Here is a 22,316-nt window from a genome sequence, read left to right as displayed (position 1 = left end):
GCCCTGCGGTATTCAATCCTCACGGAAATCACCTTTGGTCCTCAGGTTCTCGAGTGCGCGCTTGGCCGTCACCACGAACCGGTGCTCGGGTGGATAGTCCTTCGAGGCGATGGCGAGTGCTTCCTCGAGGATCTGGCGCGCGCGTGGGCGCTCGCCCCGGTCGCTCGCAATCGTCGCGCGGATCATCAGGACGGCGTTCAAACGGGAATGGGCTTTCGGCTTGGGCAGTTGCGGCCGATTGCGCCGGTCCACCCAGTCCAGGATGCGCTCGGCTTCGTCGAACCTCCTGTTTGCGACCAGCAGGTCGGCCAACAGGATCTGCACGAAGTCGTGGTGGCTGTGCTGCGGCGGATAGTGCTGCGCCAGGAACCGGGCATCCTCCCGGATGAGCTGTTCCGCCGGTCCGTCGTCCTCGCTCGAAGGCGAATCGATCAGCCGGCGCGCGAGGAGCGTCCGTGTCATTGCCGGAGGCGGCAGACGCACCCGCGCGGAGACGGCCAGCACGTCCTCCAGCAGGGCCTTCGACTCGCGCAGGTAGAACGCACGGTCCTGCCTGCCGCGGGGCGTCAGGGTCAGGAAGTTCGCGAGCTGCACGCGTGCATCCAGCACGACATCGTTGCCGGGCGGGTAGTGGCGCTCCAGAATGGCCAATGCGCGTCGCGATCGCGCGAGCAGTTCCTGCCACTTCGACTGGTTGGCCTCGAGGCGCAACAGGCCCGCGTGTGCAAGCAGTGCTTCACCGTAGGCCGGATGGTTCTCGCCGTAGGCAGCGAGGATCAGCGCTTCGCCTTGTTCGATCGCCCGGCGGCACCCGGGCAGATCGCCCGCCAGGCAACGTGCATTGCCGAGCGTCGTCAGCGCGCTGCCGGTCTTGGGATGGGTCGGGCCCAGGAACTGCATCGTGTGCTGCCATTGCGCCACGGCGAAAGGCAGGGCCTCGTCGAAGCGTTCCTGCGCCAGAAGGCTGGTGGCCAGCGCACGCTCGGCATCCGCGGCCTGCAGGGGATAGGCCCCCAACGCCATGCCGACCGCCTTCCGCAGGTCCGCATCGGCGGTCGTGAAGTCCTGCAGCCGCATCCCCCACTGGCCACGCAGGAGCAGCAGGGCGATCACGTCGCCGGGATCGCTGTCCAGTTGCGCCATGGCGTAGCCCAGGCTGCGGTCGAGCGTGCGAACGGCTTCTTCGCGCCGTGCGAGGTTCCATTGCGCTTCGGCCACGTGGGCGAGCAGTTGCACGCGCACGCGCGGTGCGCTGCCGTCGTCGACCTCGTCCAGCGCCGCCAGCGCGGCCTGCGCCGTCGCCAGCGCTCGTTCCGGCTCGCCGGCGACGGTCTGCATCGCGGCCAGCGTCGCTTGCACGTCCAGTCGCGTGCCCATGTCGGTATCCGGGAGCCGCGCTGCTTCGTCCGTCAACGCCTGCGCCTGACGGTAGTCGCCGATCACGGCGTGGTTGCGCGCGAGCATGAGCAGGCCGCGCGCCAGGACATCGGGGTGCTCCTGCAACGGCAGTGCGCGCACCTGCGCTTCGGCCCGTGCGAGCAGGTCCCTGGACGAGAACCCCTGCTGTCCCAGCCCCGACAGCGTCGCATTGCCAAGCGTCTGTTCGAAGAGGGTCGACAGCGCGGTGTAGGCCTCGGCCTCCTTTGTGGCCTTCTGCGATTGCAGATGTGCCGCCGTCGCGGCGGCCCCCAGCGAGACGACCAGCAATGCCGCCAGCGCGCAGGCGTTGCGGTGGCGCCGCATGAAGGTGAGCGCCCTGTAACCTGGCAGTCCCTCGCGGGCAGCGACCGGTTGGCGACGCAGCCAGTGACGCAGGTCGTCACGCAGCTCATTGGCGGAGGGGTAGCGTTTGGCGGGGTCGGCCGCGCAGCAGCGGGCGAGGATGGCATCCAGGTCGCCGCGCAACTGGCGCGACAGCGCGCGGCCGTCGGGCGCGCCCCGGGACCGCGCCGCCTCCGACGTCGCGTCTCGCGCAAGGCGCGACGCCGGCTCGGCGTGGACATGCGCCGTTGCGCTTTTCGATCGCAGAGAGGTCGGCGCCTGCGGCAGGCGTCCGCACAGCAGCTGGTACATCACCGCACCGAGCGAATAGACATCCGCCGCCCGTGTCGGCCGCTCCGGCGCCAGCGATTCCGGCGCAGCGTAGCCTTGGGAGACCGCGATGCGGCGCAATGGCCGATCACCCGCCAGCGTGGCGGCCAGGCCGAAGTCGACGATCTGGACCTGTCCCTCCACGGTCACCAGCAGGTTGGACGGCTTGATGTCCTGGTGCACCACGCCACGCTGGTGGGCGAAGGCCAGCGCCTCGCAGGCCTGCGACATGAGCTCGACACGCTCACGGACGGTGCTGCGATGGTGCTCGCACCACCGGTCGATGGTCTCGCCTTCCACGTAGCGCAGGGCGAACCACGGCACACCGTGGTCATCGATGCCGCCGTCCAGCAGATGGGCGATGCCGGGATGGTCGAGCTGGGCGAGCGTGTTGCGCTCGTTAAGGAACGCATCGACGAGGCGGGGCGAGGTCAGTTCTGGACGGATGCACTTGATGGCGACGCGCTGGCGGTACTGGCCGTCGTCGCGCTGCGCTTCGTAGACCGTGCCCATGCCGCCGCTGGCGAGGACAGCCGTGATGCGCCAAGGGCCGATGCGGCTGCCGACCCGCAGGTCGAGTGCGGAGGCGGCGGCCGACGGGATCTCCTCCAGCAGGCGGTCGGGAGGTGCGTGGTCGACCCACTGTGTACGCGCATCCGCGGCCAACATCGCTTCCAGCACGGCGTGCACGGCGGGCTCGTCCGCGCGCAGGCCTTCCATCGCGCGTTCGCGCGACGGCTGATCGAGGGTCACGAAGTCCTCGAACAGCGACAGTGCCCGGAGTTTGGCGGCGTGGGTCGTCATGGCAGGGTAGTCGGGGCGATCAAGCGGGAGACGCCGCGTGCGCCGGGGTCGGAAACCGCTGGGGCCGCGGTTGCGGAGTCCGTTTCCGCGCGCGGTCGCCTGACACGTTCTTGTACCGCATGGCGTACACATTTGTGAACGCATTGGGCTCGACTCACAGTCGAGCGTAACGAGGATTCGCAGACACCCGACGCAGCGTTCCATGCCCGGCTGCACGGCGGCGTGTTGCCATGCAGCATAATGAGACATGACCACGTCTTCTCCTCTGCCGTCCAGGGCGCCGAGCGATCTTCCGCTGCCGCCACGACAGGCCGGACTCATCCTGTTCGCGCTGACGCTCGGTGGTTTCGCCATCGGCACCAGCGAATTTGCCAGCATGGGCCTGATGCCGAACATGGTGGCGTCGCTGGGCGTGACCGAGCCGCAGGTGGGGCACCTCATCAGTGCCTACGCACTGGGCGTCGTCGTCGGCGCGCCGCTGCTCGCCATCCTCGGTGCCGGCTGGAAGCGCAAGACCCTGTTGCTGGCCCTGATGGGGTTCTACGCACTGGGCAACCTCGCCAGCGCACTCGGACCGACCTATGAAAGCCTGCTGGTGTTCCGCTTCGTCGCGGGCCTGCCGCACGGCGCGTACTTCGGTGTCGCCGCCCTGACGGCCGTGGCGATCAGTCCGCCGAACAGGCGCGGCCGTGCGATCAGCCTGGTGATGCTGGGCCTGACGCTGGCCATCTTGATCGGCAATCCGCTCGCCACGTGGCTGGGGCAGGTGATCGACTGGCGATGGGTGTTCGCCGTGGTCGCGCTGGTCGCGCTGGGCACGATGCTGCTGCTCGCCATCTGGCTGCCGGCCGGCATCGACGGCGCCAAGCCCAGGCCCCTCGATGAACTGCGCGCGTTCAACCGCCTGCCGGTGTGGCAGGCGCTCGCCATCGGGGCGATCGGCTTCGCCGGCATGTTCTCGGTCTTCAGCTACCTGGCGCCGACGATGCTGGACGTGACGCAGGTGTCACCGGCGTGGATACCGCTGGGGCTGGCGGGTTTCGGCGTGGGCGGGGTGGTGGGCAACTTCGTCGGGGGCTGGCTGTCCGACCGGTTCCGCCTTCGCGGTGCGTGGATGGTGCTGGCATGGGCGACGGTCGCATTGCTGCTGTTCCCGCTGCTCGCGAACACCTTGCCGACGATCCTGCTGGCGACCGTGATGATCGGGCTGATGGGGGCGCTCGGTCCGCTGCTCCAGTCGCATCTGATGGACGTGGCGGGCGACGCGCAGACGCTCGCGGCCGCCTCGCACCATGCCGCCTTCAACACCGCCAACGCGCTGGGTCCGTGGCTGGGTGGCATGGCGATCACGGCGGGATACGGCTGGACGTCGACAGGATATGTGGGTGCGGCCATGGCCGTCGCCGGCCTGCTGCTCTACCTGTGGGCGCAGCGGACGTTGCGGGGCAGGGCCACGACGCCTGCCGTCGCATGCGAAACCGCGGGCTGACGCAGGCGTTATTCGGGCGCGGAGGGCGACGGCGGCGAGCCCGAGCGCCAGCGCCGCGTCGTCCGCTGGAAGAACTGGCTGTTGGGAATCTGCAGCACGGTGTCGCCACGCAACGCGTCTTCTTCCAGCAGCGTGGTGTAGAGCAGGTTGATGTCGATCACGCGGCCCCGCAGGCCGGGCTTGTCGCCGTTCTCCAGCACTTCGATGTGGTCGTGCACGCGGAACGGCCGCGTGGTCAGGATCAGCACGCTGCAGAAGATGTTGGACAGCACGCTCCACGCAGCGAAGAACGCGACCGCCGCCACCGCGGTGAACCCGGTCAGCGCGGTCCACAGCACGCCGCCGGAAACACCCAGCCGGCCCAATGCCACCATGAAGGCGGACACGTAGACCAGCACGCCCAGCAGCCGGCGTGCGCTGACGGCGACCTGCGCGGGCAGGCGGTAGTGATCGCAGATGCGCCGGACCACGATGCGCAGCACGCGCAGCAGCAGCCAGGCGCCCAGCAGGATCGCCAGTGCCTGCGCCACGGGAATGGCGAAGCCGGCCCACTCCTGCAGCAGGGAAGGTATGCGCAGCGATGTCATCGGGCGTGGCTTCCGGAAACAGGGAGGACCGACGATGCCGCCGACATGCCGAGGATCAGGTTCATGCCGGAAGGGTGGCGCGGCGGCGCGCGATGGTCAACCGCACGCCGACGTCACGGATCGAAAGGATGCGCCTTGCCGCAGGCGACGACATGGTTGTGGTCGCTGGACATGCACTGGTAGAAATCGCGCCGCGGACCGTGGGCAGCCTTGCAGTCCTGCACGGTCAGCACGTCCAGCAGTGACCGGAGCGAAGGTGTCACGGCATCGTAGGCGGCCCGCGTCATGTAGCCCCCACGCAGGTTCCTTTCGCCGACCTCGAGCATGGTCTCCACGCCGTAGCGGGCATTGTCGATCGCCTTGTCGCACGCCAGCGCCACGTCCGTGTCGCCGACCCGCGCCAGCTGCGCGGCGATCGCGTCGACATCGGCCTGAACGTCCACAGGCAGGGTGCGCGGCGTCGGCGTGCCCTGCCCGTATGCGCTTGCCGGCAACAGCAGCAGGCACGCGATGGCGGCGAACGCGTGGCGTCGTCGGCGTCGAGGCGCCATGCAGCGAGGGGTCATGGATTTGACATGGGTTTGAAGGAAAGCCGCGATTCTAGGGTGCTTGGCGCTTGTGGTGCGCTGCCCGGGCTTGCCAGAATGCCGCGGGGACGGATCGGGCGCGGGCGGACATCGCCGCGTGATGTCCGGGATGCCCGCTACTTCCACTATGTGAGGACCACATGACCTACAAGCTACTTGCCGCCATCGCGCTCGTCCTGTCGAGCGTGGCGCCCGCCGCCATCGCGGGTGAATGCGAGGACAACTTCAGCAAGTCCGGCAGCATCTTCTCAGGCAACGACTTCTCCAGCCGTGTCACCGTGCCTGACCTGTCGCTCAAGGATGCGATGGGGCAGATGCGCGGCATCATGATCGCCGAGAAGATGGACGTGATCACCGAGGATGCCGAGACCGGCACGATGCTCGTCGAACAGCGCTCCACCGGTACCACGCGGGCAATCCCGACGCTGATCAACATCAGTGCCGAGGGAACGGGCGCCGTCGTGCAGATGACGGTGAAGACCGAGAAGGGCCAGATCGCGAAGGCGGACGCGATGCGTCCCTACATGTGCCAGCTGCTGGGCAAGGTGAAGGGCGGCAAGGAAGGCCGCACCGCCGCGGCGCAGGGGGCGAAGACGCAGAACAACGCCGACGTGACGGTCAAGGACGTCTATGTGTTCTCGCGCGAGATCGCGCGCGAGGCCAAGGGCAACGCCCTGGCCGTGACGGCGCGCCACAAGGGCCGGAACTATGCGCTGCGTGGGCGCGTGGACTACATCCAGGAAGACGGCGAGGACTACAATGTCTCGTTCGACATTCCCCAGCCCGGTTCCGGCCTGCTGCAGGTACCGGGCGACAACGAGCCGCGGGTGGGCGTGGCCTGCCTGTTCAAGCCGAACCAGCTGGCGAACGTGCTGACGTTCCGCAAGGGCGACAAGGTGACGTTCAAGGGGCAGTTCCTGCGCTACGACGACGTCAAGCGTGTGTTGTGGCTGCAGAACTGCGTACAGACGCGCTGAGGAGACCGGGCAAGGACCGAAGGTTCTTGCACGGCAGGAATGAAAAGGGCGCCGCGAGGCGCCCTTTTCGTGTCCGTCCGCGGGAAGCGATCGGTCGCGCGTCAGCTGTCCTGGCGGCGGAAGACACCGACATTGGTGTAACTGCGGCCGTCGCTCAGGTGGCCGCGCATGCGGATCACCAGCGTGTCCGCGTCGACCAGTTCGCGTTCCGACCACTGGACCTCCTTGCCCTCGTGCCAGGTGGTCGAATGCAGCTGCGTGGGTGACACCGACTCGAAGCTGAGCGCGTCGGCATGGGGCGTGCCCCGGTACGGATAGGGCGTGCCGTCGGCGCGACCATCGAACGCGGCGCGATGGCGCTTGCCGTTGCGGCCCAGCCACTCCGACGCGATCGACAGGGCGCCGTCCTCCGCGCAGGCGAGATGATAGTGCGCGCTGCGGGGCGCGCGGCCGAGCTGGTAATCGCACTGCTCGGGCAGCAAATCCCAACTGCCTTCGAAAGCGGCGGCGGCATGGATCGTCATCTGCACTCCTTGTGCGCGGGGACCGGTCGGAAGGAGTGGTCATGCTAGCGAGACCCCCCGGTATGGCGGCTGCCAACACGGTCCCAATTCCGCATGCGGCGCTCACGCCGGGACGGGAAATGACAGTGGTTGAAGCGAGAAATGCGATGGCGGCCACATCGTGCAGGCACCGCACGTCGGCGTATGCCGCAAGGCCCGCGCCGGACAGAAGCCGGTCACCTATTGTGAGATGAAAAATCCGCCGCGCCGGCGATCAGCGGTGCAGGCGGTCCGGCGCGGTGACCGGAACCTGCAGGTCGCGAAGCGCCTCCTGCACGTCGGCTTGGCGGAGCCAGGGCGGCGCATCCAGGTCGTGCGCCAGGGCATCCGCGACCAGCAACTGCACCAGCGCATCGTGGAGCGCGGCATCGGAGCGCTTCAGCAGCGCCAGCGCCCGCGCCTGTTCGTCATCCGCCATGTCCGAGTAAAGGTCGAACAGGCACATCGCGCGCGCGCGGGAACGTTTCATCCGCGCAGGCCACGTTTGCGGACGACCGCGACGACGGGCTGCCGGGCGCGCGACGCGGTCCGGTGCGGGGCTTCTTCGAGGCGAGGTCGATGGTCCACACCAGGAGCTTTCGACACGCGGGAAGGATTCCGGACGTGCGTCCCACGGCAGGTCGATCGCCCGATGGCTCACAGGGGCTCGGGGAGCTCGCCGTCGCCCAGGTGACTGAACAGGAAAGCGCGGGCCTTGCGCCAGTCGCGCCGCACGGTGCGCTCGGTCACCTTGAGCACGTCGGCGATCTCCAGCTCGCTGAGACCGCCGAAATAACGCATCTCCACCACCTGGGCGAGCCGTGCGTCGAGCTTGGCAAGATCGTTCAGCGCCTGATCGAGGATCAGCAACTGTTCCAGTCGCGGGCTCTGGCCCGGCTCCGTGCTCTCGTCCAGCGGCAGCAGGTCCATGCCCTCGCCGCGCTTTTCGGCCAATGCGCGGCGTACCTCGTCCAGCAGGACGAAGAGCATCGCGCGCGCGACCAGGGCGACCAGATGGGCGCGGTTCTCCACGCTGAAATCGGCACTCGCCAGCTTCAGCCACGTCTCGCTGATCAGCGAGGTCGGCGACCGCACGTGGCCGCGGCGCTGCTGCCGGATCTGCGATCGCGCGATCTGGTGCAGGTCCCGGTACAGCAGGGCATAGATGCGGTTCCAGGCCTCGGGCTGTCCATTCTCGACCTCCCCCAGCAACTGGGTGACGGAGTCGGGGTCCGGCGGCGGAATCGTCGCGATGTCCAGTGCCCCAGGCATGCCGGTTCCCGCAGGCGGTGATCCGTCGATGTCTGGTTGTTGTGCCATGTCCGGACTGTGTCCTTCATCACGATCTCGTCCCTTGCAGATATGAACCGCCGCGGGGCGAACGTGCAAGCCGTAATGCCGGCTTCGCAGCTGTTTGCCCATCAGAACCGGAGTTGAGCGGAGGCAGGGCCTGGACGGCAGGGATACATCGACAGAACGGGATCCACAAGGGGATGTCATGCGGAGTGTGAAGAGGGTCGGGCAAGCGGTAATCGGAATGTACGAACCGACGGCGACAGGCATCGCCGTGGTGGCGATGGGGGATCGCGCATGACGCACGACGGAACCACGACCACGCCTCCTGTCGCAGGCGACACCACGCGCGACGAACCGGCCGTAGTCGTGCCACAGGCCCCCAATCTTTCGGTCCCGCAGGGCGTGGGGCCGCGCGCGATCAGCCAGTGGCCCATCATGCAGCGCCTGACCGCCGAGGAGTGGAAGCTGGTGATGCAGGCACTGCCGGGCCGTGTAGGCGCACGCGCCCGCCATGGCGGCAATGCGCGCCGTTTCATCGAGGCCGTGCTGTGGGTCGCCCAGACGGGCGCGTACTGGTCGGACCTGCCGCGCGACTACGGTTCCTGGCATGGCATCTATGTGCGTTTCATCCGGTGGTCGCAGGACGGCAACTGGAATGAGGTGCTCGCGCGCTTCGATCCGAAAGACCAGCGCGCCATCGACCTGCACGCGCTGGTTGAGCGCTACCTCCACCGAAACAACACGAAGCATCTCAGCCGCGCGATGCGGGCGTCCTGAAGGCATGCCACGCGGCCCATGCCGCGACGGAGACGAGGGAAGAAGGAATCAGCGAACACGCGGTGCCGGCCGAGGTCAGTGAAGCAAGCGCCCTTGGCCCGTCACACGCGCCCCGCTAACCGCCGACGATCCCCTGTCGGCGGCTAGGCGACCCGCTTCGATCCCCAAGAAGCGGCTCGTGGCCGTCCATGCCCGACACATGGCCGGCATCGCGCTACGGCGCCGGAGGGGGAGGTGCAATGCCTCCCCCTCTTTCTTTGGCGCCACACACAGGCAGCGCTCCCTTGCTCGCATGTCCTGCCGCCGCGGAACGGCGTACGGCGTGCCTCACGGCGCCGCCGCATCGGGGCGAAGGAAAAGAAGATGACGGCAAGGTAGAGCGGTTTCAGTACACCGCCGACGCATGCAGCGGTGCGGCGTGGCGCCACCCCGCGCGTGCGTTGAGAAACCCGAGCTCCACCAGCACGGCCGTCCCCGCCACCACGCCGCCCTGCCGCTCGACCAGTTGCACGGCCGCCTTCAGCGTGCCGCCGGTGGCGAGCACGTCGTCGACCACCAGGACGCGTGCACCCGCCGGCATCGCATCGGCGTGAATCTCCAGGCGATCGCGTCCGTATTCCAGCCCGTAGTCGAGCGACAGGGTGTGGGCGGGCAACTTGCCCGGCTTGCGCACCGGCACGAAGCCCACCCCGAGTTCGCGTGCCAGTGCGGCGCCGAGGATGAAGCCGCGCGCTTCCACTCCGACGACCGCAGCGAGCGATGCCGCGCGCCATGGCGCGGCCATCGCATCGACGGCATCGGCGAAGGCGCCGGCGTCGGCCAGCACCGGCGTGATGTCCTTGAACAGGATGCCCGGCTTGGGGAAATCGGGGACATCGCGGATCAGGTCGGTCCAGGCGGGCATGGGGGCAGGGTGTGGGAAGGGCAGGCGATGCTAGCGCATGCGCGGTGACCGCACCGGAACGCGACACCCCGGGTGCCACGTCATGGGATGCAGTCTCCCGCGTCGACCGGCTAATCGGGGTGCAGGCGCGCGCGTATCCTCGCGTTTTCACTGCCCGGAACCCCTGATGAGCGCCGTCCTGTCGATGTACGAAGCCTCCGTCCCCGTCTTCCTGCGTGCCCTGAGCAACCTGCGTCACTCGCTGGCGAAGGGCGAAGCGCACGCCCTTGCCCGGGGATACGAACCGGCGGTGCTGCTGCAGTCGCGGCTGTATCCCGACATGTTGCCGCTGGTGCGACAGGTACAGATCGCGGCCGACACCGCCAAGTTCGCGCCGGCGCGGCTGGCCGGCGTGGAGTCGCCGCGCTTCGAGGACGTGGAGTCGACCTTCGCCGAGCTGTATGCGCGACTGGACGCGGTGAGCGACTATCTGCGCACGTTCGACGAAGCCGCCCTGGAGGGCAGCGAAGCACGCACCGTCACGCTGTCCACGCGCACGCGCGGCGACATGACCTTCGACGGGCGCAGCTACCTGTTCGGGTTCGCCCTGCCGAACCTGTTCTTCCATGTGGCGACATCGCACGCCATCCTGCGCCACAACGGCGTGCCTCTCGGCAAGCGCGACTACCTGGGCGGATGAGGCCTACGCCAGCGACTGCGCCGGCAATGGCCACGCGGGCGGCGGCGCGGTGACGGCGATCAGGTCAGCGCGCCACTTGCGCATCGCGGTGTCCGCCATCGCGTAGCCCCAGTTGACCAGGCGCTCGTCCACGCCGCTGTCGAACGGTGCCAGGCGCGTGGCGATGCGCCGCAACGGCTGCGACTTGGCGTGCTTCACCGGCATAGCGTCCGTTAGTCCGTAGTCTTCCACGTCGCTCGCGATGCCCCAGTACGTGCCGCGTGCATGGCCGGGTGTTCCGGGTGCCTGGTTGAAGCGCGAAATCAGCCAGCGCTTCCGCAGCCCCCGCGACTGGTCCGTGGCGATTTCCATCGCCGCATTGACCAGCGAGAACCAGTCGGTCTTCACCTCGGTGTCCTCGAGATAGGGCGCGCCGGCATCGCTGACCAGCACGTAGTCGTACCCCTTCATCCAGACCGGCTCCAGGCCGAGGTTGTCGTACGCGCCGCCGTCGGTCAGGTGGAGGGTGGGCGGAGCGCCGAAGCCGCTGGCCCGACGATGCGACGACAGGCGCCACAACGCCGGATCCAGCACGAGGTCCATCGGTGAAAGGAAGGGCGGGAACGCACTGGATGCCGCCACGGCTTCGCACAGCGTGGCGACATAGGGATGCTCGCCGACGCGATAGTCGCGGATGCCGTCGCGTTCCAGGTAGACCTGCCGTCCGGTCGACAGGTTGGTGGCGCAGAAGGTGAAGCGCGGCGCGGGAGGTAGCTGGTCGAGCCGCGGATCGTCGCGGAAAAGATGCTTGCGGTAGGCACCGATCAGCGTTTCGTTGACGCTCTTGAACGGGTTGAGCATGCCGCCGATGATCGTGCCCGTATCGATCTTCTCCTTGCAGAAAGCCAGGATGCGCGCTTCGATGCGCCGTGCGCGATCCCGCGCATCGCCGCCGGGATGCGTGCGCAGATCGTCGGCCCATACGCCGGCGGCAATGGCCCCACCGGATACCGCGGAGACATGGATGATGCGGTCCAGCACGCCCAGTTCCGCCAGGCGACGCAGCGCGCCCGCGTGGAACAGGGTGGCGCGGTAGCCGCCTCCGGAAAGGCTCAATGCGATCGATGCGGACATGGTGGGGCGCTCGGCAGGGACGGGAGACAAGGATCGCGCGGCGAGGTCTCGCACCTTGCGATCCTTCATGGCAACGCGGCCACGCGCAAGAGACGGACAGGCTGCACCGCCAGTACATGCATGTATGTCGTGAGCGGTTGGCCGTTGCGTGCGTGGCCGCGCGTTGGCAGGAGTGCAGTGGCGGGCATCGGTTGGTGTGACCCGTTCGATGGTGGCGTCCGTCATGCAGGGAGTGCGCAGTGAGCATCCTGACCGAACAGATCCAGAAGGCACTCGAGCGCGACGCGGGCGTCGATGTCAGGAAGATCGCGTCCAGCAGTCGCGATGCGCCGCCCGATGAGATCGCCACCGCCCGCCAGAAGGCCGAACGGTTGCGGTTCCTGCGCGACAGCCTGGGCGATGCGGGCGAGGCCAGGCGCGTCTACGAACGCATCATCCACGGCAACGAGATCCAGCCGGTCAACTATCTCGCCAAGGGTGTCCGGGTCGCCGAGGCGGTCGCCCGCATCGCCATCCGTGATGGCGCCGGCCGGCTGCGCGGCTGGGGCACCGGCTTCCTGGTGGCGCCCGGCGTGCTGATCACCAATCACCACGTCGTGCCGGATTCCACCACGGCAGCGACCTCGCAGGCGCACTTCCGCTACGAAACCGACCTGTACGACCAGCCGATGGCGCCGCAGGTCTTCGCGCTGGAGCCGCAGCGCCTGTTCTTCGCCGATGAAGCCCTGGATTTCGCCGTGGTGGCGGTGGCGCCGCGGTCCGACAACGCCGACAGCACGCTGGATGCCTTCGGGTTCCTGCCGTTGATCGGCGTCACCGGCAAGGTGGCCGATGGCGAATGGCTGACGGTGGTGCAGCATCCGAACGGCGAGCGCAAGCAACTCTGCGTGCGCGAGAACAAGCTGCTCAAGCGCACCGACGACGTGCTCTGGTATTCGACCGACACGCTGGGCGGATCGTCCGGATCGCCGGTGTTCAACAACGACTGGCACGTGGTGGCGCTGCACCACTCCGGCATCCCGGAGACGCGCGACGGCCAGATGCTGACCCACGACGGACAGCCGTTCGACCCTGCGCGCCATGCCGAGTCGGACATCAAGTGGATCGCAAACGAAGGCATCCGCGTGTCGCGCATCGTCGACACCTTGCGCGGCGCACTGCCCGCGCATCCACTGCTGCAGCCCATGCTGCGCGCCGATCCCGATTACACCCGGCTGCAGCTCGATGCCGCCGCGCCCAGACCCTTTTCTTCCGCCGAACCGCCGGAGTCCGCCATGAGCACGCCGTCATCCCGCTACGTCACCGTGACCCTGGCAGTGGATCCACGCGGCTCGGTCAGCATCGCCCGGCAGGGTACCGGTGCCGACGAATCCACCTTCGCGCTGCGCGAGGCCAGCCGTGCGCCGGGGACGCCGGTCTCGGAAAGGGAACTCCCCTTCGATGATGCCTATGCCGATCGCAAGGGATACCGCGCCGATTTCCTCGGTCGCGAGGAACGCCTCGTTCCGCTCCCGCGCCTGTCGCCCGCGTTGCAGGCGGCCGCCGCCAGGCTGATCGTGCAGAAGGGTGCCGGCAAGGACGACTGCGTCCTGAAGTACCACAACTTCAGCGTGGTGATGCATGCCGAACGCCGCTTCGCCATCTACACCGCGGCCAACCTCGACGCCGCCCATCGCTACCACATGACCCGGCCGGCCGATGTGTGGCGGTTCGATCCGCGCATCGCCGAGAAAGCGCAGGTCGGCAACTTCTACTACCGCAACAACCGCTTCGACCGCGGTCACCTGACCCGTCGCGAAGACCTGGAGTACGGCGCCACCCGCAAGGCCGCGCTGCTGTCGGCGGCCGACACCTGCCACTGGACCAACTGCACGCCGCAGCACGAGCGTTTCAACAAGAATCCTGCACTCTGGCACGGCCTGGAGCGCTACATCCTGGAACAGACCGCTGGCGAGGATGACGAACTGCGCGTGCAGGTCTTCACCGGTCCGCTGCTGGAGGAAGACGACCCGGTCCACGACGCTTTCCCGACCATCCAGTATCCGGTGCGTTTCTGGAAGGTGGTGGTCGCCAAGCGCAGCGATGGCCAGCTCTCCGCCACGGCTTACCTGCTGGACCAGAGCGACGTCATCGCCGAGCACGGCATCGAGGCCGCGCCGCAGGCGCCGTACGGTGCTTACGGCACCTTCCAGGTAAAGATCTCGGAGATCGAGCGCCTGACCGACCTGCAGTTCGGGTACGGCAAGGCGGGCCTGCTGCGCAACCTGGATCCGCTGGAATCGCCACGCCGTCGCGGATCGCGCAGCCGGGTGCGCATGCAGGAGTCGGCCGTCGCGGGCGGACAGCCCGCCGGCTACCACGCGCTGGACGGACTGCCGTCCATCATCCTGGACGCGTGACCGCGCAGCCGGGGCGCGCGGATCCGCGCGCAGTCACGCCATGCAGTCCCGCGCACGCGCCAGCAGCAGCGCCTGCTCGCGTGCGTTGCGCGTCAGCGTGGCGGCGCGCTCGAACTCCCTGCGCGCTTCGTCGCGACGATCCAGCTTGAACAGCAGGTCGCCCCGCACGCTGGGCAGCAGGTGGTATTGCTTCATCGCCGGCTCGTCCAGCAGACGGTCAACCAGCGGCAATGCGCTCGCGGGCCCGGTCGCCATCGATACCGCCACCGCGCGGTTGAGCTCGACCACGGGCGATGGACTGACCTGGGCCAATACGGCATACAGGGTCGCGATGCGGACCCAGTCCGTCGCGTCGGCCGTGCGTGCCCGCGCGTGGCAGGCGGCGATGGCGGCCTGCAGCGCATACGGGCCGAATGCACCGCCCAACCGCTCCGCACGCGCCAGCGCGTCCAGGCCGCGCTGGATCAGCAGGTAGTCCCACCGGCTGCGGTCCTGGTCCAGCAGCAGCACCGGCGCGCCGTCCTTGCCGGTGCGCGCATGCAGGCGCGACGCCTGGATTTCCATCAGCGCGACCAGGCCGTGCACCTCGGGCTCGCGCGGGGACAGCGCGGCCAGCATGCGGCCCAGCCGCAGGGCTTCCTCGCACAGCGTAGGCCGTGTCCAGCCATCGCCGCTGGTGGCCGAATACCCCTCGTTGAAGACCAGATAGACCACGCCCAGCACGGACGACAGCCGTTCCTCCAGTTCCTCGCCGCGGGGCACCTCGAAGGCGACATCGGCATCGGCCAGCGTGCGTTTCGCGCGGACGATGCGTTGCGCGACGGTGGGCTCGGACGTCAGGAAGGCCCGCGCGATCTCGTCGGTCGTCAACCCGCACAGCAGGCGCAGTGTCAGCGCCACGCGCGCGTCCATCGACAGCAGCGGATGGCACGACACGAACACCAGCCGCAGCAGGTCGTCGTCGATGTCGTGATCCAGCGCATCCTCTTCGCGCGCGCGCCGGTCCTCGTGCGCGTCGTCCAGTTCCCGCGCCAGTTCCTCGTGCTTGCGATCCAGCAACTGCACCCGGCGCAGGCGGTCGATCGCGCGGCGCTTCGCGGTGGTCATCAGCCACGCCCCCGGGTTGTCGGGCACGCCGTCACGGGGCCAGGTCTCCAGCGCGGCGACCAGCGCGTCCTGCGCCAGTTCCTCGGCGAGGTCCAGGTCGCGCAGCATGCGTGCGAGACCGGCGATGACGCGCGCGGATTCGATGCGCCAGACGGCATCGATGGCGCGATGGGTGGGGGAATCGGACATGCCGTGCATCAGACCACGGCGCCGCAGCGGGTGAAAGCCGCGGCGCAGCGAAGGAGGGCGTCACGGTGTCCACGACACGCCTCCGCCGCCATCACGCATCCTTTTCGCAGTTGATCATCCACGGCACGCCGAACTTGTCGACCAGCATGCCGAACCGCACCGCCCAGAACGTCTGCGCCAGCGGCATGTTCACCTGCCCACCGTCCGACAGCGCGGCGAAGATGCGCTCGGCATCGGCGATGCTGTCCACCGACAGCGACACCGAAAAGCCCTTGATCGCTTCGCACGGGTAGTCGGGATGGTTGTCCGAGCCCATCAGCACCGTCTGCCCGAACGTGATGTTGGTATGCATGATCTTCTGCCGGTGCTCGGCAGGCATGTTCTCGCAGCCTTCCGCACCATCGAACCGCATCATGGGCCCCAGCGTGCCGCCGGTGGCCTGCGCGTAGAAGGTGAAGGCAGCTTCGCAGGTGCCATTGAGGATCAGGTAGGGATTGACGTTCATGGTGGACTCCAGGGGTGGGACGGATGCAGGGCCGGCATGGCCTGCTCATGTCTTCCGACGAACCGGCAGGGCCGGGATCGACAACGTCGGCAGTGAAGAGGGATTCGCCATGCGCCGCCCTCACAGGACCCCGATGTCGGCCCGCTGGCGGCGGGTCAGTCGCGCGAAGGCATGGCGGTACGACCACGCCACCAGCTCCGTGAGGTAGGCGCTGGGCACGGAGGACACGTCCACGACCGTGACCCAGCGGTGGTGCCCCAGCCAGCGCGCCGGCTTGATGCGGGGCTGGTCGGTCAGCTCCAGGAAGCGCTCCGGCGAGACCTTGACGCTGAAGCGCCAGCGCTCCGGTTCACTGGTCTTGAAGTAGGCGAAGCGCTTGCCGCCGACGGCATACACCAGGATGTTGGCGGGCGGTGCGTGCAATTCCTCCACGGAGCCGGGAAGGGAACGGCAGTGGCGTTTGAGGGCGGCGACGTCCATGCATGGATGCTAGCGCCGCGATGGGTTGCATGGTGTGCGGACGGTGTGGGTCGAGGGCGGCGGGTGTCCTAGAGCGGATGCCGCCGTTGCAGCCCGCGGAGTACACCGTCGCTTGCGCCTGAATTCTGGCGACGTGTGGCGACATGGAAAAGGTACTCTGAGCCCTGTTTCGGTTTCGGAAAATCGGGAGCATTCAAGATGAGTGCAGTGAGAAAAAGTGTCGCTTCGCAGTCGACGGTGTTGTGTTTTCTTATGGCGTTGGCGTGTGTCGCATCTCTTCTTTCCTGTAAGCGATATGGCACGGACGTCGAAGTTGATACTGTCGAAGGAAAAGAGTTCATAGTTACTGTCAGTAACAGATCTGAAGATGCGCTGGTGATTGATGACCGCTTGTTTAGTCTGAGTGCGGAGTCTTCTGTCAAGGTGGAAGTTGCGCGTCCTGGCGGAGTGGTTGTCGCGCCGTGCGGTTACCTTGACTACGTAGGCACCGGATCTCGTTTGTCATTGTCGCCTGGCGACGAAGTAGTCCTGCGCGTTCAGTTGACGGCGCTGACAGCCACGCGCTGCCTTACTCCAGAAGAGGAGTACCTGTTCAGAGCTTTGCTGGTTGCAGGCAATGAAGTTGTATCTCGAACTGATTGGGTGCCTTTTAAGGCGGCATCTCTCGACTGACTCCGAGACAGGGGTCAGAGTAGTTTTTTCCTTCTTCTCTAAAGCATAAGGCCCGCATCAGCGGGCCTTGTTGTGATCAGTCAGCCGGAAGCGAAAGGCACGGTGCGGTTCTGAAGATGCATGGCGATCTGGAAAAGGTACTCTGAGCCCTGTTTCGGTTTCACACGGAGCCCGTCATGACTGCCCCATCCGCCTTCACCCGCCTCGCCAAGAAGGCCTCCACGTTCACCGGCCGACCGGCCTGCTTTGCGCTGGCGCTGGGCATCATCGCGGTGTGGGCGGTCACCGGACCGCTGTTCAAGTTCAGCGATACCTGGCAGCTGGTGATCAATACCGGCACGACCATCATCACCTTCCTCATGGTCTTCCTGATCCAGAACACCCAGAACCGCGACACCGAGGCGATGCAGATCAAGCTGGATGAACTGATCCGTGTTTCGCGCAGTGCGAACAACGCGCTACTCGACCTGGAAGAACTGGAAGAGAAGGAACTCGACGCGCTGCGCGAACGCTATGAACGGATGGCACGCGAAGCACGCGATGCGCAGCAGGCACGTCGGCTGCGTTGAGGATGTGCGTCTGTACCGAACTGCGGAGTGGGACTGACATGAAGCGTATCGCCTGCCTGATGCTGTCACTGCTGCCTTGCTGGGCGGCGGCACAGCCGATTGCGAAGACCGCGACCTTCCGCTTCGCCGACGGGGGCGAAGCACGTGTGCACGAGATCGTGGTCGGCGACGCCGCCAAGGTGGACACGCTGGTGGCCACCTACGGCGGATCGGGCTGCACGGATCTGGGACAGCAGTGGCTTCCCCGCCTGGCAGACGGCTTGGGCATCGATGCACGCTACGTGGCGCTCGACAAACGGCATGTCGCTCCGGGAGCGATCGGCGATGGCGGCGTTGCGACCTGCTCGTCCCTGTTCAATGTCCACGATACTCCCCGCCAGTGGATGTCCGACTACATGGACTTCCTGTCGCGGACACTGGAGGCGCAGCCCGGGCGCTGGAAGCAGGTGGTCCTGGTCGGCGGTTCGGAAGGTGGCGCGCTGGCCGCCCGGGTCGCGCGTGCGCGCGCCGATGTGACGCATCTGATCGTGGTCGGCGATGGCGGCTGGAGCATGCGCGAGAACCTGTCCGCGCTGATGGGCGCCGACGTCGTCGAGGCTGCATGGAGGGCCATCGCGCGCACACCGGACAGCACAGATTCTTTCTGGCTGGGTCATGCGCACCGCTACTGGTTCGATACGTTCGATCACGCGCCGCAGGGCGACTACCTGGCTCTTCGGATTCCTGTCCTGATCGGCGTCGGCGAACGCGACCGCAGCGTGCCGGCCGCCTCTGCGCAGGACCTGCTGCGCGCCGCGCATGCGGCGGGGAAGCAGAACATCGGGCTGGTCGTTTATCCCGGAGCCGACCACGGCCTGCGGGCGGATGGACACGATCACCTGCATGAATTCCTGCGGGGCGCCGGGCAAGGCATTGCGAGTGGGGAGCTGGACTAGGCGTCAGCGTGTGGGGATCGCGATGCATCGTTGTCCGGGCCGCATCACCATCCATGGATGCTTGGATTACGCTTCGCTTCGTCCCAGCCTACGACGGGGCGGGGCGATGGCGGTGGTTTCATCGCGGCGCCAACCGCTTTTCCATCCGGTAGTTGTGGATGTCCACGCCTGCCAGCACCCGATCATTCCGGCCGAGGAGGGTGAAACCCTGCCGTTCGAACAGGGGGCGGGCGAGTTCGCTGGCCTCGACGAACAGGCGGTGCAGGCCAAGATCGCGCGCCTGTGTTTCGAGGGCGGTGTAAAGCAGGGTACCGAGGCGCAGCCCTTCCGCATCCGGTGCGACGTACAGCATGTCCAGGTGGCCGTCGGTTTCCAGTTCGGCAAAGCCGAGCACGGTGCCGGCCTGGTCCTGTGCGACCACCACGACGCGGCCGTCGCTGCAGCGTGCTGCCGTGCGCGCACTGTCGGCGGTGGCCGCCCATGCGTCGACCTGTTCGGGCGTGTACGCGCGGGGTCCGTAGTGCCGCACTGAACGGACGTAGAGGTCGGTCAGCGCGGTCGCGTCAGCGGGTCGGTAGCGACGGAGCATGGGCATGCGACGGGGTACTGAGGGCGGTGTTGGCCGCCATTCTGCCTGCCTCTACTCACACATGGCCCGACGCAGGCGCTGAAAAGGTCCGTTCTTCTCTCACTAAGGGTGTCGCGAGGACGAAAGAGGTCCGTTCTTCTCTCACTAAGGGTGTCGCGAGGACGAAAGAGGTCCGTTCTTCTCTCACTAAGGGTGTCATGAGGACCAGAGAGCTCCGTTCTTCTCTCACTAAGGGTGTCGTGAGGACGAAAGAGGTCCGTTCTTCTCTCACTAAGGGTGTCGCGAGGACCAAGGAGGTCCGTTCTTCTCTCACCAAGCCTGTCGCGAGCGCCGGAAAGCCTCGCGCATCCCGTGATCAGTCGACCGGGTCATGCAGCAGGTCGTCCAGCGCTGCGTCCAGCGTCGGAAACCGGAACGTGAATCCCTCGGCCAGCGCGTGTGCGGGCAGCACGCGTTGGCCGGTCAGCAGCAGCTGCGACATTTCGCCGAATCCCGCCTTCAGCGCGAACGCCGGGGTCGGCAACAGGGCGGGGCGATGCAGCGCCTTGCCCAGGGTACGGGCGAAGTCGCGGTTGGTCACCGGCTCGGGTGCGGTGCCGTTGTAGGCACCGCCGGTCTGGTCGCGTTCCAGCAGCCATCGGATCATGCCGACCAGATCGTCGCGATGGATCCAGCTCATCCACTGCCGGCCGTCGCCCATCGGTCCACCGACGCCCAGCCGGAAAGGCGGCAGCATCTTCGCCAGTGCGCCGCCGTCGGTGCCGAGCACGATGCCGGTTCGCACGCGGCAGGTGCGTACGTCCAGACCTTCGGCCTGCATGGCCTCGGTTTCCCAGTCGCGGCACAGGTGGGCCGCGAAGTCGTCGCCCGGGGTGGCCGACTCGTCCAGCGCTTCATCGCCGCGCGGGCCGTAGTAGCCGATGGCCGAACCCGACACCAGCACGCGCGGTCGTACCGACTGGCGCGCCATCCAGGCGATCAGGCTGCGCGTGGTGTCGAGGCGGGACGCGCGGAAGATGGCCTTGCGCGACGCATTCCAGCGGCCGGCCATCAGCGGTTCGCCGGCCAGGTTGACCACCGCTTCCACGTCGCGCGCGTCTTCCAGCGTGGCCAGCGTCCGCACCGGTGCCGGCAGTGTGCCGCGCGCACGGGTGGGGTCGCGGGTGAGCACGCTCAGAGTGTGGCCGGCCTGCAGCAGCCGGGCACAGAGCGCCTGGCCGATGAAGCCGGTACCGCCGGTGATCAGGACATGCATGCGCGGTCTCGCGGGGAATCCGGGGCAGCATACGCAGGGGCGTGTGTTGCGGATGTGGAACGGACCGTGGAGGGCGGGCGACGGTCCTGCCCGGGCGTGGTCACTACACTAGGCGCATGCCACCGCTTCCCCTGCTCCTGCTGCCCGGCCTGCTGTGCGACGCGCGCCTGTGGCGCGACCCTGCCGAGGCGCTCGCCGACATCGCCCCGGTGCACCAGGCCGACCTGACCCGGGACGACAGCGTGGCCGGCATGGCCGCCCGCGTGCTGGCGACCGCGCCACCCGTGTTCGCGCTGGCGGCGTTGTCGATGGGGGGCTACGTGGCGTTCGAGATCCTGCGGCAGGCACCGGAGCGCGTCGCGCGGCTGGCGCTGCTGGACACCAGCGCGCGGCTGGATCCCCCCAAGCGCCGGCTGGTGCGTCAGGCCGGGCTGGCGCTGGCGGAGGCCGGGCGCTTCGCCGGCGTCACCCGCAAGCTGCTGCCGCAGCTGGTGCACGAAAGCCGCGTGGACAGCGACGTGGGCGAGGACGTGATGGCGATGGCGCAGCGCGTCGGGCGCGAGGCCTTCCTGCGCCAGCAGCGTGCCATCCTCGACCGCCCCGATTCGGAACCGCTGCTGCCCACCATCGCCGTGCCCACCCTGCTCGGCGTGGGCGAGGACGATCGCATGACGCTGCCGGAGGAAACCCGGCTGATGCATGCCCGCATTCCCGGCGCACGCCTGCACGTGTTCCCGCGCTGCGGCCACCTGCCGCCGATGGAAGTACCGCAGGACACCACGGCCGTGCTGCGCGAGTGGCTGACGGCATGACCCCTTTCTTTCCTTCTGCAGATACCCGGGAGTACACATGGAACTGGCGATGATCGGACTCGGGCGCATGGGCGCCAACATGGCCGAACGGCTGGTGCGCGGCGGCCATGCCGTGCGCGGCTACGATCCGGGCGAGGCGGCGCGCCAGCAGGCCGAAGCGCGCGGCATCGTGCCGCATGCCAGCCTGCAGAACGCCGTGGCGGCGCTGCCTTCGCCGCGCGTAGTGTGGCTGATGGTGCCCGCCGGACCGGTGGTGGACGACACGCTGGCGCAGCTGCGCCCGCTGCTCGGCGCGGGCGACGTCGTCATCGACGGTGGCAACTCCCACTACAAGGACAGCCAGCGCCGCGCGCTGGAACTCGGCGCCGCCGGCATCCACTACCTCGATTGCGGCACCAGCGGCGGTGTGTGGGGGCTGGCCGAAGGCTACAGCCTGATGATCGGCGGCGACGTGGATGCGGCGCATGCGCTGGCGCCGGTATTCGCCACGCTCGCGCCCACGCCGCAGACCGGCTGGGGACGGGTGGGGCCGAGCGGCGCGGGCCACTTCGCCAAGATGATCCACAACGGCATCGAGTACGGAATGATGCAGGCCTACGCCGAAGGCTTCGCCATCCTGGAGAAGAAGGCGGCGATGGACTTCGACCTGGCGGGACTGGCGGAGATCTGGCGGCACGGGAGCGTGGTGCGTTCGTGGCTGCTCGACCTGACCGCCGATGCCTTGAAGAAGAACCCGACGATGGACGGTATCGCCCCGTATGTGGCGGACTCCGGCGAGGGCCGCTGGACGGTGGCCGAGGCGATCGACCTGGACGTGTCCGCGCCGGTGATCACGATGTCGCTGCTGGAGCGCCTGCGCTCGCGCGAACACGACGCCTATGCCGACAAGCTGCTGTCGGCGATGCGCAACGAGTTCGGCGGCCATGCCGTGAAGAAGGCGGACTGATCACCCGGTCTT

General features: G+C 67.7%; 23 protein-coding genes. 10 read left to right on the top strand and 13 right to left on the bottom strand.

The annotated features are described in order from the left end of the window. Positions 1-12 precede the first annotated feature (12 nt). Positions 13-2,895, bottom strand: coding sequence for a protein kinase domain-containing protein (locus ACSQ19_RS04835; protein ID WP_436000404.1), 2,883 nt, complete (start codon positions 2,893-2,895; stop codon positions 13-15). 247 nt (positions 2,896-3,142) lie between these two features. On the opposite strand from ACSQ19_RS04835, the gene ACSQ19_RS04830 reads away from it, so the two are divergent. Next, the gene (locus ACSQ19_RS04830) at positions 3,143-4,384 is read left to right on the top strand and encodes an MFS transporter (RefSeq protein ID WP_299346865.1); all 1,242 of its coding nucleotides are present in this window, start codon (positions 3,143-3,145) and stop codon (positions 4,382-4,384) included. An 8-nt stretch (positions 4,385-4,392) separates the two neighbouring features. On the opposite strand, the gene ACSQ19_RS04825 is transcribed toward ACSQ19_RS04830, so the two are convergent. Together ACSQ19_RS04825 and ACSQ19_RS04820 are read right to left on the bottom strand one after the other, a co-directional pair. Then, positions 4,393-4,971 carry a mechanosensitive ion channel family protein gene (locus ACSQ19_RS04825; protein ID WP_436000401.1) on the bottom strand — a complete coding sequence of 193 codons (579 nt, stop codon included), beginning with the start codon at positions 4,969-4,971 and terminating at the stop codon, positions 4,393-4,395. Between the two features lie 113 nt (positions 4,972-5,084). After that, the gene (locus ACSQ19_RS04820; protein WP_436000399.1) at positions 5,085-5,522 is read right to left on the bottom strand and encodes a hypothetical protein; all 438 of its coding nucleotides are present in this window, start codon (positions 5,520-5,522) and stop codon (positions 5,085-5,087) included. Between the two features lie 176 nt (positions 5,523-5,698). On the opposite strand from ACSQ19_RS04820, the gene ACSQ19_RS04815 reads away from it, so the two are divergent. Next, complete coding sequence (locus ACSQ19_RS04815) at positions 5,699-6,535, top strand: hypothetical protein (protein WP_296282848.1); 837 nt, start codon at positions 5,699-5,701, stop codon at positions 6,533-6,535. Positions 6,536-6,636: 101 nt separating this feature from the next. Here the strand turns inward: ACSQ19_RS04815 and ACSQ19_RS04810 are convergent, their stop codons facing one another. The 3 genes from ACSQ19_RS04810 to ACSQ19_RS04800 form a co-directional block, all read right to left on the bottom strand. Beyond that, a complete protein-coding gene (locus tag ACSQ19_RS04810) occupies positions 6,637-7,059 on the bottom strand; it encodes a hypothetical protein (protein ID WP_436000397.1) in 423 nt (140 codons plus the stop codon). Positions 7,060-7,312: 253 nt separating this feature from the next. Further along, positions 7,313-7,567 carry a hypothetical protein gene (locus ACSQ19_RS04805; RefSeq protein ID WP_436000395.1) on the bottom strand — a complete coding sequence of 85 codons (255 nt, stop codon included), beginning with the start codon at positions 7,565-7,567 and terminating at the stop codon, positions 7,313-7,315. Between the two features lie 167 nt (positions 7,568-7,734). Continuing rightward, positions 7,735-8,349, bottom strand: coding sequence for an ECF-type sigma factor (locus ACSQ19_RS04800; protein ID WP_436040768.1), 615 nt, complete (start codon positions 8,347-8,349; stop codon positions 7,735-7,737). 318 nt (positions 8,350-8,667) lie between these two features. Here ACSQ19_RS04800 and ACSQ19_RS04795 point away from each other — a divergent pair, with 318 nt between their 5' ends. Then, a complete protein-coding gene (locus ACSQ19_RS04795; RefSeq protein ID WP_299346855.1) occupies positions 8,668-9,150 on the top strand; it encodes a transposase in 483 nt (160 codons plus the stop codon). A gap of 385 nt (positions 9,151-9,535) precedes the next feature. On the opposite strand, the gene ACSQ19_RS04790 is transcribed toward ACSQ19_RS04795, so the two are convergent. Further along, positions 9,536-10,054 carry an adenine phosphoribosyltransferase gene (locus tag ACSQ19_RS04790; RefSeq protein WP_436000391.1) on the bottom strand — a complete coding sequence of 173 codons (519 nt, stop codon included), beginning with the start codon at positions 10,052-10,054 and terminating at the stop codon, positions 9,536-9,538. Between the two features lie 166 nt (positions 10,055-10,220). On the opposite strand from ACSQ19_RS04790, the gene ACSQ19_RS04785 reads away from it, so the two are divergent. Continuing rightward, on the top strand, positions 10,221-10,733 hold the full coding sequence (locus ACSQ19_RS04785) for a DUF1993 domain-containing protein (RefSeq protein ID WP_299346851.1): 513 nt from the start codon (positions 10,221-10,223) through the stop codon (positions 10,731-10,733). Between the two features lie 3 nt (positions 10,734-10,736). Here the strand turns inward: ACSQ19_RS04785 and ACSQ19_RS04780 are convergent, their stop codons facing one another. Next, positions 10,737-11,846, bottom strand: coding sequence for a patatin-like phospholipase family protein (locus ACSQ19_RS04780; protein ID WP_436000389.1), 1,110 nt, complete (start codon positions 11,844-11,846; stop codon positions 10,737-10,739). A gap of 239 nt (positions 11,847-12,085) precedes the next feature. Between ACSQ19_RS04780 and ACSQ19_RS04775 the strand changes: the two genes are divergently transcribed. Further along, positions 12,086-14,245, top strand: coding sequence for a DNA/RNA non-specific endonuclease (locus ACSQ19_RS04775; RefSeq protein WP_299346847.1), 2,160 nt, complete (start codon positions 12,086-12,088; stop codon positions 14,243-14,245). A gap of 33 nt (positions 14,246-14,278) precedes the next feature. Here ACSQ19_RS04775 and ACSQ19_RS04770 read toward each other — a convergent pair whose 3' ends face one another. The 3 genes from ACSQ19_RS04770 to ACSQ19_RS04760 form a co-directional block, all read right to left on the bottom strand. Then, on the bottom strand, positions 14,279-15,541 hold the full coding sequence (locus ACSQ19_RS04770; protein ID WP_436000386.1) for an RNA polymerase sigma factor: 1,263 nt from the start codon (positions 15,539-15,541) through the stop codon (positions 14,279-14,281). A gap of 91 nt (positions 15,542-15,632) precedes the next feature. After that, positions 15,633-16,046, bottom strand: coding sequence for a VOC family protein (locus ACSQ19_RS04765; RefSeq protein WP_296282858.1), 414 nt, complete (start codon positions 16,044-16,046; stop codon positions 15,633-15,635). 120 nt (positions 16,047-16,166) lie between these two features. Continuing rightward, positions 16,167-16,526, bottom strand: a complete 360-nt coding sequence (locus ACSQ19_RS04760; RefSeq protein WP_436000384.1) for an MmcQ/YjbR family DNA-binding protein — start codon at positions 16,524-16,526, stop codon at positions 16,167-16,169. 198 nt (positions 16,527-16,724) lie between these two features. Here ACSQ19_RS04760 and ACSQ19_RS04755 point away from each other — a divergent pair, with 198 nt between their 5' ends. The 3 genes from ACSQ19_RS04755 (at position 16,725) to ACSQ19_RS04745 (ending at position 18,702) form a co-directional block, all read left to right on the top strand. Next, positions 16,725-17,198 (top strand): hypothetical protein, encoded by a 474-nt coding sequence (locus ACSQ19_RS04755; RefSeq protein ID WP_299346845.1) that lies wholly within the window; start codon positions 16,725-16,727, stop codon positions 17,196-17,198. A gap of 176 nt (positions 17,199-17,374) precedes the next feature. Then, positions 17,375-17,767, top strand: coding sequence for a low affinity iron permease family protein (locus ACSQ19_RS04750; RefSeq protein WP_299346843.1), 393 nt, complete (start codon positions 17,375-17,377; stop codon positions 17,765-17,767). 38 nt (positions 17,768-17,805) lie between these two features. Next, positions 17,806-18,702: an alpha/beta fold hydrolase gene (locus ACSQ19_RS04745; protein WP_299346841.1), complete on the top strand. Its 897-nt coding sequence runs from the start codon at positions 17,806-17,808 to the stop codon at positions 18,700-18,702. 118 nt (positions 18,703-18,820) lie between these two features. Here the strand turns inward: ACSQ19_RS04745 and ACSQ19_RS04740 are convergent, their stop codons facing one another. Together ACSQ19_RS04740 and ACSQ19_RS04735 are read right to left on the bottom strand one after the other, a co-directional pair. Next, complete coding sequence (locus tag ACSQ19_RS04740; RefSeq protein ID WP_436000381.1) at positions 18,821-19,291, bottom strand: N-acetyltransferase family protein; 471 nt, start codon at positions 19,289-19,291, stop codon at positions 18,821-18,823. A gap of 355 nt (positions 19,292-19,646) precedes the next feature. Continuing rightward, positions 19,647-20,546 carry a TIGR01777 family oxidoreductase gene (locus ACSQ19_RS04735; RefSeq protein ID WP_436000379.1) on the bottom strand — a complete coding sequence of 300 codons (900 nt, stop codon included), beginning with the start codon at positions 20,544-20,546 and terminating at the stop codon, positions 19,647-19,649. A gap of 116 nt (positions 20,547-20,662) precedes the next feature. Here ACSQ19_RS04735 and ACSQ19_RS04730 point away from each other — a divergent pair, with 116 nt between their 5' ends. After that, the gene (locus ACSQ19_RS04730) at positions 20,663-21,358 is read left to right on the top strand and encodes an alpha/beta fold hydrolase (protein ID WP_436000377.1); all 696 of its coding nucleotides are present in this window, start codon (positions 20,663-20,665) and stop codon (positions 21,356-21,358) included. 37 nt (positions 21,359-21,395) lie between these two features. Then, positions 21,396-22,304 (top strand): phosphogluconate dehydrogenase (NAD(+)-dependent, decarboxylating), encoded by a 909-nt coding sequence (gene gnd, locus ACSQ19_RS04725; RefSeq protein WP_436000375.1) that lies wholly within the window; start codon positions 21,396-21,398, stop codon positions 22,302-22,304. Positions 22,305-22,316 lie beyond the last annotated feature (12 nt).

Source organism: Pseudoxanthomonas sp. LjRoot127, assembly GCF_964253495.1.
Classification (GTDB): Bacteria; Pseudomonadota; Gammaproteobacteria; order Xanthomonadales; family Xanthomonadaceae; genus Pseudoxanthomonas_A.
This window is presented reverse-complemented; position numbering and strand designations above follow the sequence as displayed.